This is a genomic window from Paenibacillus sp. JNU01 (assembly GCF_059130585.1).
In genome coordinates this window covers 5009360-5021709 of sequence record NZ_CP169723.1, presented here as the reverse complement: position 1 = coordinate 5021709, position 12350 = coordinate 5009360, and the positions used below count along the sequence as shown (strand labels likewise).

12 protein-coding genes and 1 riboswitch are annotated in these 12350 nt (G+C 47.4%); of the genes, 7 read left to right on the top strand and 5 right to left on the bottom strand.

All coding sequences use genetic code 11. From position 1 onward, the window contains the following. Positions 1–164 precede the first annotated feature (164 nt). Together NLBNIHML_RS21890 and NLBNIHML_RS21885 are read right to left on the bottom strand one after the other, a co-directional pair. Positions 165–1040: a radical SAM/SPASM domain-containing protein gene (locus NLBNIHML_RS21890; protein ID WP_253430463.1), complete on the bottom strand. Its 876-nt coding sequence runs from the start codon at positions 1038–1040 to the stop codon at positions 165–167. A gap of 118 nt (positions 1041–1158) precedes the next feature. Continuing rightward, positions 1159–1869: an aspartate/glutamate racemase family protein gene (locus tag NLBNIHML_RS21885; protein ID WP_339258949.1), complete on the bottom strand. Its 711-nt coding sequence runs from the start codon at positions 1867–1869 to the stop codon at positions 1159–1161. Positions 1870–2155: 286 nt separating this feature from the next. Continuing rightward, positions 2156–2258, top strand: a riboswitch (TPP riboswitch). A gap of 176 nt (positions 2259–2434) precedes the next feature. Between NLBNIHML_RS21885 and NLBNIHML_RS21880 the strand changes: the two genes are divergently transcribed. The 7 genes from NLBNIHML_RS21880 (at position 2435) to NLBNIHML_RS21850 (ending at position 9810) form a co-directional block, all read left to right on the top strand. Next, positions 2435–3202, top strand: a complete 768-nt coding sequence (locus NLBNIHML_RS21880; protein ID WP_494352747.1) for an ABC transporter ATP-binding protein — start codon at positions 2435–2437, stop codon at positions 3200–3202. Further along, complete coding sequence (locus tag NLBNIHML_RS21875; protein WP_494352746.1) at positions 3189–3992, top strand: ABC transporter permease; 804 nt, start codon at positions 3189–3191, stop codon at positions 3990–3992. Before NLBNIHML_RS21880 ends, NLBNIHML_RS21875 begins: the two co-directional genes overlap by 14 nt. Before the next feature lie 179 nt (positions 3993–4171). Next, a complete protein-coding gene (locus tag NLBNIHML_RS21870) occupies positions 4172–5245 on the top strand; it encodes an ABC transporter substrate-binding protein (RefSeq protein WP_342571906.1) in 1074 nt (357 codons plus the stop codon). A gap of 1175 nt (positions 5246–6420) precedes the next feature. Then, on the top strand, positions 6421–7233 hold the full coding sequence (gene thiM, locus NLBNIHML_RS21865) for a hydroxyethylthiazole kinase (RefSeq protein WP_494352745.1): 813 nt from the start codon (positions 6421–6423) through the stop codon (positions 7231–7233). Further along, on the top strand, positions 7230–8042 hold the full coding sequence (gene thiD, locus NLBNIHML_RS21860) for a bifunctional hydroxymethylpyrimidine kinase/phosphomethylpyrimidine kinase (RefSeq protein WP_494352744.1): 813 nt from the start codon (positions 7230–7232) through the stop codon (positions 8040–8042). The genes thiM and thiD overlap by 4 nt, the downstream gene beginning before the upstream one ends. Next, the gene (thiE, locus tag NLBNIHML_RS21855; RefSeq protein WP_472474475.1) at positions 8042–8707 is read left to right on the top strand and encodes a thiamine phosphate synthase; all 666 of its coding nucleotides are present in this window, start codon (positions 8042–8044) and stop codon (positions 8705–8707) included. Before thiD ends, thiE begins: the two co-directional genes overlap by 1 nt. A 359-nt stretch (positions 8708–9066) precedes the next feature. Further along, positions 9067–9810: a MerR family transcriptional regulator gene (locus NLBNIHML_RS21850; RefSeq protein WP_494352743.1), complete on the top strand. Its 744-nt coding sequence runs from the start codon at positions 9067–9069 to the stop codon at positions 9808–9810. 558 nt (positions 9811–10368) lie between these two features. On the opposite strand, the gene NLBNIHML_RS21845 is transcribed toward NLBNIHML_RS21850, so the two are convergent. From NLBNIHML_RS21845 to NLBNIHML_RS21835, 3 genes are all read right to left on the bottom strand, one after another. After that, a complete protein-coding gene (locus tag NLBNIHML_RS21845) occupies positions 10369–10851 on the bottom strand; it encodes a hypothetical protein (protein WP_339239695.1) in 483 nt (160 codons plus the stop codon). 218 nt (positions 10852–11069) lie between these two features. Next, positions 11070–11726 (bottom strand): deoxynucleoside kinase, encoded by a 657-nt coding sequence (locus NLBNIHML_RS21840; RefSeq protein ID WP_339239693.1) that lies wholly within the window; start codon positions 11724–11726, stop codon positions 11070–11072. Continuing rightward, positions 11723–12346 carry a deoxynucleoside kinase gene (locus NLBNIHML_RS21835; RefSeq protein WP_017690540.1) on the bottom strand — a complete coding sequence of 208 codons (624 nt, stop codon included), beginning with the start codon at positions 12344–12346 and terminating at the stop codon, positions 11723–11725. The genes NLBNIHML_RS21840 and NLBNIHML_RS21835 overlap by 4 nt, the downstream gene beginning before the upstream one ends. Between the last annotated feature and the right edge of the window lie 4 nt (positions 12347–12350).

Below are 12350 nucleotides of genomic sequence, written 5' to 3'. Positions count from 1 at the left end.
TTTGCAAGTCAGGATCTTTGAACAATATGCTGATATCAACCTCTGGTATGCTCATTTGTAACGTAAGTACCTCTGACTTTAATCCCCAGTAAACAAGAAAGATCACTACATTTGTCTTTCAAATGTGTGATCTTGAATGGCTTCCAGCTTGCTGTTATAAGATGTCAGGCTCCAAACCTCTGACGATAACCGCACTTTCGACACAACTCTTCCACAGCTTCCCGCTTGGAAAAGCCATATACCAGATTGTTCGCTCGCTCCCCTTCAATGATCTCTGAGAATGACTTCTCGTGCACATTACCCAGGTTAATCACACCCTCGCCATCGAGACAGCATGGAACCACCGTTCCATCCACTAGCACAGCCGCCTGACTACGCAATGCGTGGCAGAAGCCTTTGCCGTCATCTTCAGGTGCATCCAGACTTGGCCACTGGAACTCGTGGTCCTGATTCAGGTATACATTCGGAGCAATTTTGACGCCGCTGCCTGGAACCACTTTTTCCTCAATGCGGAAGTCCAGATTGAATTCACGTTCCAGCACTTCAAGGGTCTCCCGATTTCGATTCATCTGAGCATTCGTGAAGTTATCCTGCGTCAGATTCCACAGTCGGAATGAAATGATGACATTGTGCTTAACGGCCTCGTGTACAAAGGACAAAATATGACGCAGGTATCCGTCACGATCTGTTGAACCTTCGTGCCCATCGAAGCTGTGCAGGGAGAAGTTCATCTGACGCAGCGCCGGTTTACCAAGCAATTTATGCTGAGTCTTGGGCAGCAGTGTACCATTCGTTGTAATATTCACCTTGAGTCCCTTCTCGTGTGCGGAATCTAGCAGAAGATCTATTTTGGGATGCAACAAGGGTTCGCCTTTGACATGTAGATAAATATGATTGGTATGTGGTTTAACTTGTTCCAGTATATTGTTGAAGACTTCAGGGTCAATGAATCCTTTGGCACGCTGCGTCTGCGGACAGAAGCTGCAAGCCAGATTGCAGATACTCGTGATCTCAATATATACTTTTTTGAACGTTTTCAACTTGGGTCCCCATTCTGCCTAGGAGGGAGAACAATCCCACCTGCATTTTGTGATCCGGCCTGTACGGCCCATCCCTATTATATCGAGTTCATGAGCCAAGGTAAATCAGAGAACGGGTTTATCGGGTTGAGTCAAATGATTTGGCTAGTGCCAAATGAACAGATTCAATCGCATGAATATGTGTTGTATCAAATAATGGAACTTCTGAATCCTCTACTTTTACTAATAATCCAATTTCGGTGCAACCTAATATGATTCCCTCAGCTCCATCATCAACCAGCCTTTGGATCACCTTTTTATAATAATCCCTTGATAAGGGCTCAATTTTCCCTAAACATAATTCCTCGTATATTATTTTATTGACAACTTTTCTATCCTCTTCATTCGGTATCAAAACCTTAATACCATTAAATTCAATTCGTTTTTTATAAAAGTCTTGTTCCATCGTATATTTGGTGCCGAGTAAACCAACCGTACTTATATGGGACTTATGAATTTGATTTGCTGTTGCATCAGCAATATGTACGATGGGTAGTGTCACTTTTTCTTCAATATGTTTAATCACTTTATGCATCGTATTTGTACAAATTACAATCATTTCTGCTCCTGCCTTTTCCAAAGACTGAGCAGCATTCCCTAATAATTCACCAGCGCTTTCCCAATCACCTTCAGCTTGATAACGCTCGACCTCTTCAAAATTCACGCTATATAAAATGCACTTGGCTGAATGCAATCCTCCCAATTTATTTTTCACTTCTTCATTAATAATTCGATAATATTCTAACGATGACTCCCAGCTCATTCCACCAATAAGACCAATCGTTCTCATAGTACACTTCCCCTTCCATTGATTACATCCCGAAAGCAGTGTATAGAAATTCAGTAGATATTGTATCGTATCTATTTCATTAAATAAACCTGCCACAGTAAGAGGAGTTGAGGAAACTGGAGCAATTCCGGCAACGGATTAATGCGTCTGCCCGAATAATCTGGCTGTGCAATCCTAATAATCCGAACGGAACCATTTTCAGATCAGTACTCACATTCTTTCTGAGCGCCCCCTTTACATTCCACTTGCATGTGATATATGCTGAACACATAACTGCATATCTTGAACAATGCACTAGGGGAGCCTTACGGCTGAGACGAATCGAATGATTCGGACCCTTTGAACCTGATCTGGATCATACCAGCGGAGGGAAGTGGAGCGGCCTTTCAGTAAGCGGATTTTTTCATGTTGATGATGAATTTTAATGTGAATTGAACTTACAGACCCACTCATTTCTCCGGAAATGGGTGGGTCTTTTTCGCGTTCTGCGGGCAGATCAGCAGGTGTAATGAAAGATCCCGCAGTTTGAAGTTGAATTTGGAATAACAAGGGGGAACAGAACGAGATGGATAATAACATAACCATTCACAACATGAGCTACGCTTTCCCGGGAAAAAGGGATTCCCCCGTGCTCTCCAATGTGTCGATGCGTGTTGCCAACGGCGAATTCGTCTCGCTCATCGGCTCCAGCGGCTCCGGTAAAAGCACCCTTTTCAAGCTGCTGGCAGGCCTGCTTGAGCCAACCCACGGAACCATTGAAATTCCTTGGGTCCCTGAAGGAAAGCGACTGGGGCAGGTGGCCTACATGCCGCAAAAGGACCTCCTGTTATCCTGGCGAACCGTCATGGAGAATTGCATGCTCCCCGCTGAACTTGCTCCAAGGCGACAGGATAAGGGAAAAATTCGCGCAGACATTATGGCAGGGCTCGACAGATTTGGCTTATCCGGCTACGCGCATGCTTACCCGGACGAGCTGTCGGGTGGCATGCGCCAACGTGTCGCGCTGCTTCGTACTTTGTTGACAGGTGGCCAACTCATGCTGCTGGATGAACCATTCGGCGCACTCGATGCCTTAACCAAACGCGAGATGCATCGCTGGCTACTGGAGCTGTGGGAAGATCTGGGCAAAACCGTGTTGTTCATTACGCATGATATTGAAGAGGCCCTGCTACTCAGTGATCGGATTATCCTGTTAACTCCGGGGAGCCAAGACCAACCGCTACAAGATTTGACGGTACCTTTGCCACGTCCAAGACATTCGGACATGATCTACGAACCGGCGCTCCTTCAGATGAGACGACGACTGGAGGAACAATTGCATGCGAGAGGATAACTTGGGAAACTGCATGAAGAATAACGTAAGGCGTTGGCTTGACCGTTATGGTCTGTTTCTTTGGCTCCTGCTCTTGCTGCTTGTCTTCTGGGAGTGGATTGTGCGTATGGGATGGGTGCCCTCCTTCATCATTCCAGCCCCAACGGCGATTGCCAACTCCCTGTATGAGCATCGTCACCTCCTGCTGGCTACACATCTGCCTGCTACCTTGATGGAGGTTGTTGTTGGTTTTGGCTTGTCCATTGGTGCCGGAATTGCACTTGCAACTGGTATGCATATGAATCGGTCGATTGAAAAAGCGTTATATCCCTTCATCGTAATCAGTCAGACGATCCCGTTGATTGCCCTGTCCCCCGTCTTCATCCTATGGTTTGGCTACACGCTGTGGAGCAAAGTTGCGGTTGTGTTCCTGATCGCCTTCTTTCCCATTGTGGTGAGTACCTACGATGGACTTCGCCAAGGCGATCCAGAGCAGCGTGAACTACTGCTCACCATGGGAGCCAGCACGTGGGATATTTTTCGCAAACTCCAGGTTCCACTGGCACTTCCCGCCTTCTTCTCGGGGCTAAAGATGTCTGTGGTGTACTGCGTGGTTGGTGCAACGATAGGCGAATGGCTCGGTGGCAGTAAAGGTCTCGGATACTTCAGCCGCCGCATGTCCAGCAACATGAACACGGACGCGATGTTCGCCGCTATTGTGCTGTTATCCCTGCTCGGGATCGTTTTGTTTGTACTGATTGCCTGGCTGGAGAAACGGTTTGGCACTCGGCGCCATGAAGCGAAAAAATAGCTGGATAAAACGTAGAGAGAATTTAGATTTTAGATGTTACTACAAGAATTACGCTCTACACAACATAACTTATGCACCATTTCAGCAGCTAACTTCAATCAGTACTTTGTCATCTTGTCCGTTAACATACTGCTGTCCATTGTCTACAAACCCAAACGATGAAATGAGGAACTTCATTTATGACTAACAAAGGTATATACTCCCTGCTTCCCATTATGCTCATAAGCCTGTTGCTGATCGTTAGCGGATGTGGCAACACGGGTGCTGGCAAAAACACGCCAACAACAGAATCGGAAACCAATGCACAGCAAGCAAACTCGCCTGTGACAGAACCAGCATCAGACACCAAAGATAAACTGTCCATCATGCTCGACTGGTACCCCAATGCAGTACATTCCTTCATCTATGTAGCTCAGGAAAAAGGATACTTTGCAGACCAAGGTCTCGATGTCGACATTCAGATGCCTGCGGATACCAATGATTCACTCAAACTGGTTGCTGCCGGTAAAATCGATCTGGCTCTAAGCTATCAGCCTCAGATCTTGCTCGCGCGTAGTGAGAACATTCCTGTACGTTCCATTGCTGCTGTTGTTCGCCACCCGCTCGTACATCTGTTGACCGAAGCGAATGGCAACGTGCGTTCACCCAAAGACCTTGAAGGAAAGACGGTTGGCTATTCTTCGATTCCGCTGTATGACGCGATGGTACGGACGATGATCAGCCAAGATGGTGGCAACCCAGACAACATGAATCTGGTCGACGTTGGATTCGATCTGATTCCTTCCCTGGCTTCCGGACAGGCGGACGCGATTATGGGTGGTTTTATTAACCATGAACAATTGATTTTGGAGAAAGAAGGCCATGCCATGAAATCGATTAACCCTGTCGACTATGGCGTGCCTGATTATTATGAATTGGTCCTGACCGCAAGTGAAGCTGGTATGGAAGCCAAAAAAGAACAACTTACCCGGTTCGTCAAAGCGATCCAGGAAGGACAGAAATATGTCACGGAGCATTCAGAAGAAGCCTTGAATATTCTGCTTGCTCATGAGAATGAAACATCTCCGCTTGACCCGGAGATCGAAACCAAAAGCCTGGCTATTCTACTGCCGCTCATGAATGAAGAAGGTCAACCGTTTGGTCGGCAGGAAATGGAGTCGTGGGAGAATGTACGTGCATGGCTCGTTGCAACTGAAATGATTCCTGAATCGGTGAAAGCCGAGGATGCGTTTATAAATCTGCAAGGAGAGTAAGTAAAGAAAAGCCACGAGAATGAAGGGAATATGACTAAAAGAAATGGATCCGCAAGTAAGAGGAATGAATAGAAAGTTAGCAAGGACGTGGCGTTAGGGGCAACAAGGTTTGCGAATGTAAAAGGTTTCCATAATGGAACTGGCTGGAGCAAGGAGTGGAGAATCATAATCTTTAGTAATTCTACGTGACTTGATGTGCAATTGAGTACCTTGAAATGCATTTGGATGGCATGATATGCGATCGAGTACCTTGTATGCGTTTGGATGACATGGTATGCGATCAAGTACCATGTATACGTTTGGATGACATGGTATGCGATCGAGTACCTTGTATACGTTTGGATGACATGGTATGCGATCGAGTACCTTGTATACGTTTGGGCGGCTTGGTGCTATGCATTTGGTCATGTACATTAGCGCACATCTTCAAATCTACCATGAGCTGAATCGCGCCCTAATGTGTTCGGAGTAGAGCATGCGGCGAGCGCTAACGAATCTGAGACGTCTTATTCGAGGATTTAAAGCAGTCTCAGAAATCTAAGGAATCTGAGACACGCAATATTAGAATAAACAGCCGTTTGCATCGTTTTAATCAAGGAATCAGGGAAATAACGTGTCTGACGTTCCTTACATTTCAAAAGTAGGATTTGACAGCCAAATAAGATGTCCTGGGTTCTTTAGAAACACCGTCTGAACCTGCAGAAGGAATTCGCCAAAAGAGCTACCAGCTTGGTTTGGGTTTGGGTTTGGGTTTGGGTTTGGGTTTGGGTTTCAAGACTCTATTTGAACGCCAATTCCTTCACTATACCGCTTGCCTGAATTAGGAGACTTACCCTGGGTTCACTTTCTGTATATTGCGTTGTTGTACTGTCGCGTTTTTGTATTATTACTATTTTTTGCGAATTACATTTTTATGTGGCTCTACCTTTTAGCTGTTTCAATCAAGGCTAGATATTGATCGTTTGTTCTTCCATATCCAGTTACATTAATCCATCTTTATTGCATTATGAATTGGATTTATCTTTTACATCTGCTTTTACCGCTGTAACGTCTCTCGGTGTCTTTACACTATTCGCCCTGCTCAACACGGAGACTCATATCCTATTATTCTGTTGAGTGACTCTGCATATCAGGCTTCTGCCGGTGGCGTTACTTCCAAACAAGGAGGAAATTATATGTCTTATCTGAAACGTGTTCGTACGCAAAATCCGCTGGTACACAATATCACCAACCTTGTCGTTGCTCCCTTTACAGCCAATGGTTTGCTTGCACTTGGTGCATCCCCATTTATGGCCTATGCTCATGAAGAGGTCGCTGATGTTGCCAAGATGTCAGGAGCCGTGGTGCTCAACATTGGCACACTCGATGATAAAATCGTTCAGGCCATCCGTCTGGCAGGCCAATCGGCTAATGCGCATCATGTGCCTGTGGTGCTAGATCCCGTCGGCGCAGGCGCAACCGCCTATCGTACAGAAACCGTTCAGATGCTCGTTCGTGAGCTTCGCCTCACGGTACTGCGCGGCAATGTGGCGGAGGTTGCCAATGTCATCGGTGAGAGCTGGAGTATCAAAGGTGTGGACGCGGGATCAGGTGAGGGTGACCGGATCGGCATAGCGGAGCGGGCAGCGCATAAACTTGGCTGTGTCGTGGTCATTACCGGTAAAGAAGATATCATTACCGATGGACAAGCCACATTCCTCACGAGTAATGGACATGCCATGCTCACTCAGGTCACAGGTGCTGGCTGTCTGCTAAGTTCGGTGATTGGCGCTTTTACAGCCATAGCGGAATCCGAAGACGATCTTCCAGGCAGTGTTGTTGAAGCACTCGCTTTTTATGGCGTAGCGGCTGAACTGGCGGCAGAGAAGACGGCTCATCAGGGGCCGGGCAGCTTCCAGATTGAATTCTTGAATCAACTGGCACAAGTAACACCTGACCTTTTGGCAGAACGCGCACAGATTCGTCTGATCCGTGGAGGTGTGGTATGAGCATTCCTCAAGCCCTAACCATTGCAGGCTCCGATAACGGGGGCGGTGCAGGAATTCAGGCTGATCTGAAAACATTTCAGGAGCTTGGCGTATACGGCATGACGGTTATCACCGCTATTGCTGCACAAAATACAACAGGTGTACAAGGAGTCTTCCCCATCCCTTACGATGGCATTGCCCAGCAGTTGGACTCAACCGGAGAAGACTTTCAGCCAACTGCGGTGAAGACCGGCATGTTATATAGTGCCGAGATTATTCGACTCGTCGCTGAGAAGTGGCAGCAATATGATTGGTCTAATCTGGTCATCGATCCCGTGATGGTCGCCAAAGGCGGCGCCCCCCTGCTCCAGCAGGAAGCTGTACAGGCGCTGGTTACAGAGCTGTTGCCCCATGCCCTGATCACAACACCTAATATTCCGGAAGCCGAACTGCTTACCGGAATGTCCATCACGAATCTTAGTCAGCGGGAAGAAGCCGCGAGACGGATTGTACAGATGGGCTCGACGTATGCTTTGGTCAAAGGTGGTCATGATGAAGGAAGTGGCATGATCGTGGATGTAGTCTACGATGGGCAGTCTTTTCATTATCTGGAGAATGTTCGTGTGGTAACACGTCATACACACGGAACGGGATGCACGTACTCTGCTGCGATCACCGCAGAGTTAGCCAAGGGTTCACCTGTTCTGGCTGCCGTAACGACCGCGAGAGCATTCATTCAGGCAGCCATTGAAGACGAGCTGGGGATTGGGGCCGGACATGGGCCAACAAATCATTTTGCGTATCAGCGCAGACAGCGGGGTGAGCAGTGATGCGCCCTTGGGATGCAGAAGCGGTACAACGTGCGATGCAGGTGTATTTGGTCATGGGCAGCGTAAATACGACGCAAGACCCCGTCGAGGTGCTACGCCAAGCCATTGCTGGCGGCATTACGCTGTTCCAGTTCCGCGAAAAGGGAACTGGCGCCCTGATCGGCGAAGCTCGCATGACGCTTGCGATGCGGCTTCGCGAGGTGTGCAGCCAGCACGAGGTCCCGTTCATCGTGAACGATGATGTGGAGCTGGCTGTAGCGGTGGAGGCCGACGGCGTGCATGTCGGCCAGGATGATGCGGACGCGGCGCTGGTACGCGCCCGCATTGGCGCTGGGCGGATGCTTGGCGTATCCGCCCACGCTGTGGGTGAGGCGCGCCGTGCTGTGCAGGCGGGCGCCGACTACCTTGGCGTCGGGCCCATGTACCCGACGCGCTCCAAAGCGGATGCCCACGCTGTGCTGGGCCCCGCAGGGGTGGCGGAACTGCGCGCCGCAGGCATCGCAGTTCCGATTGTGGGTATCGGCGGCATTACGCCCGATACCACGGCCGCCGTGATGGCGGCTGGAGCCGACGGCGTAGCCGTCATCTCCGCCATCGCGGGCGCGGCCGACGTGTGCGCAGCGGCTGCGCAGTTCGCTGCGGCAGTGCGCGGGATGCGGGCGTAGCCCTGCTTCCCTGCACAGCCAGCCCGTGGGCTGCACCGAATACATGGTTCAGCCCACAACCAATCGCTCTCCTCTCCATAACAGAGGAGCCCCATAACCCCCCGGCGGCGCGGCAGCAACCCATGTCTTCGACATCAAAGCGCAGCCGCCACCCTACAGTGACTGAATAATACAATTATTTCGTCCACCTATTCACATCTAGTCATATCTAGCCACATTCCAATCAGCCCTAGTCACATCCAGTAACCAATCCATGATCAAGATGCAGCTTCCTGCCGCATCTTGTTTTTTTCATTTTCAACTGTTGACTCTCACGTAACGTGACACTGTACAATCAGTGTTGTAAGGAGGTTTCACTCATGGCCATGAAGGTAAAAGAAGTTGCTGAACTTGCCTCAATCAGTGTGCGCACACTGCATCACTATGATGAGATCGGGCTATTAACTCCGGACGAAGTAACTGCTGCCGGGTATCGATTATATTCAGACGCCAACCTGGAACGATTGCAGCAGATTTTGTTTTTCAAGGAACTCGACTTCTCTCTGAAGGAGATCAAAAACATTATAACCAACCCCTCCTTCAATCCGGAAGAAGCACTTAAAATGCATCGACTTATACTGCTGGAGAAGCGCCAACGCTTGGACCAGATGATTGCTACCATTGATAAAACAGTCCTACACGTGAGAGGAGACATTAAAATGACAGCCAAAGAACAATTCGAAGGATTTAATTTTAGCCAGAATCCGTATGAACAGGAAGCGCGAGAACGTTGGGGAGACCATGCCGTCGATCACGCCAATCAGACGCTGCACAGTAAATCAACCACGGCGCAGAAAGCTCTATCCGATCAAATGAACGAAATCTACAAACATCTGGCTTCACTTCGTCACACAGAACCGGCATCTGCGGAGGCACAGTCTGGCATCAAAGAGTGGTACACTTGGCTAAACCAAATGGGAAGCTACTCGCCTGAAGCCTTCAGAGGACTTGGTCAGATGTACGTGGACGATGAGCGCTTCACGCGTAATATTGATCAGTTTGGCGATGGTTTGGCAGTATTCATGAGAGATGCTATGGCTGTATTTGCTGACCAAAACAAATAATATAGCCCTGTCTTCAAACACAAGCAATATATTCAACTCTCATTGCCATCAGATGAGCGCTGTAAACGATCGTCTGTAACTTGGACCTCTGTCCTATAGTAGTAAACGTTATCTCTCGTCATCAGCCTTATTCGCTGTATATGAGATCAGGATATTATAACCTTCCTCCTGCGTTGGTTATAACGTTCTTGGAATTAACCTTATGAACAAGCTGGATATATCCTAGTTACGTGGAAAATAATTTGAATCCATCCGAGTTATTACATCAGTTATGAGCTATAACCTGCCTACAGCCTAGTAAATACATAAAAGGGACGTACGCCCTCTCAGGCGTTACGTCCCTTTTATGTATTCAAGTACCTCAGCCGCAATGTGAACTAGCCTAACTGCTGCTGATCACTCTGAGTACTTTATGAATATCTTTTAAAGTAGATGATCTTTACTACTTTCTGTTCCCCGTCCTTCGATATAACTTCACCAGATGCTTAGGATGATGAGCATTAAGTTTCTTCTGTCAGACGTCCTTCAATTTGCTGCCAGCGTCCACCGTCTATCGGATTAAGCTCTTGGCGCGTGATCCGATGAAGTTGCGTCTGAAGCCAGACTGGTTCTCGCCATCCGACCAGGAATCTGCCATGCAGATACAATCGCAAGCACAATGAATAACAAATCAATCGGTTGACTGAAATAGTCCTGGAAGGTTTCTGCAAACGCGCTGATCATCTCGCTATCAAACACGAGTTCCATCACGCTTACATCGCCAAACAGTTCGGAAGTAAAATAAACCACCGTCAGATATTTCCCCAGCAAAATGCCAACGAGCGCAAACAGTACGGCAATAACTTTATGTACTGTCGCAATTCGTTTATTGGAGAACAATACAACGGCGTAACCCGTGAGTGCTCCAATCAAAATCGCAATCAATCCTACCTCATACTCGGTCATTGCAGCAATTGCCGCCCAGACGATGCCCCCAAGAATGGCGGCAATTAAGCCACCAATGATGGGCATACCAATTTTAACTCCTTGTTTCTCTTCCACGTTGTCTTTCCCTCCTGAGTCATGCATATGCTTCTTTTCCAGAATTCACCTTTCCTATGAAACCACAAAAAGGCCTATTATTCAACATTTTTCTACTGTTGACCATAAAAAACATCCCTTCCAACAGCATAATAGCCGTAGAAGGGATGTTGTCCGTATCTATATTTTAGATATAACCACTGTAATTCAGAAAACTACATTGAAAAACGCGTTCTCTCTTATCTTTGCGCTTCCTTGGCAGGCTGAATGACAGCTGCAATCTGTGCCAAAATAGCATCCACCGATGCCGGATCATGCACATCATACTCATCAATGTTCAGACGCAGCACAGGGCAAGCCGTAAACTGATCAATCCACACAGAATAACGCTCATGCATGTGTTCCCAATACGAACGGTCCGTCTGAATCTCCATCTCGCGTCCGCGTTCCGTAATTCGGTTTAAAATTGAAGGCAGACTTCCTTCCAGATAGATCAGTACATCTGGATGTGGGAAATACGGTGTCATCACCATCGCTTCAAACAAACTGCTGTATGTCTCAAAATCTGTAGCAGACATGGTTCCTTGATCTGCATGCATTTGTGCAAAAATGCCCGTATCTTCATAGATGGAACGATCCTGTACGAATCCCCCACCCAGTTCAAAAATCTTTTTCTGTTCCTTGAAGCGCTCTGCCAGGAAATAAATCTGCAGATGGAAGCTCCAACGCTCAAAGTCATGATAGAACTTCTCCAAATATGGATTATGATCCACTTGTTCCAAAGAAGTTTTGAAATTCAAGCGCTGTGCGAGTGCAGCTGTTAACGTGGATTTACCCACTCCAACCGTACCTGCTACCGTAATTAATGCATTCGTTGGAATGCCATAGTTATTCATATAATATACTCCTTTACCTGATTAACAATTTGCCTGAAGTGTTCAGGATGTTCCACAAAGTCAAGTTGCTCTGCATTGACCTTAATGATTACTGGCGGATTTGAGCTATTCGCAAGATAGTCCATACCTGTTTTGTAATCAGCGATCAGTTGTTCCATATATGCCGGGTCCATGTCCTGCTCAAATGAGCGTCCACGCTTGTTAATGCGGTACATCAGCGTATCGAGTTCAGCTTCAATATAAAGCACCAGATTGGGCTTGGGCAGATCATCTGTTAACAGATGATAAATTTGACGGTATTTATCCCGTTTCGTTCCTTTTAAGGTACGATCGGCAAAAATCATATTTTTATAAATATGGTAGTCCGAAATAACTGGGGTATTCTGCTCTACATAATGAGCACCCGTGTCTTCCAGTTGTTTAAACCGATTACACAGAAAGAACATTTCCAATTGGAAACTCCACTCGTCGATATCCTGATAAAAGGAAGCCAGAAATGGATTCTCTTCTACAATTTCTTTAACTAACGGAAGATTCAATTCATGGGAAAGCATCGTTGCCAGCGTTGTTTTCCCCGCTCCGATCGGACCTTCCACGGCAATAAACGGGGCTGATTTCATTGTG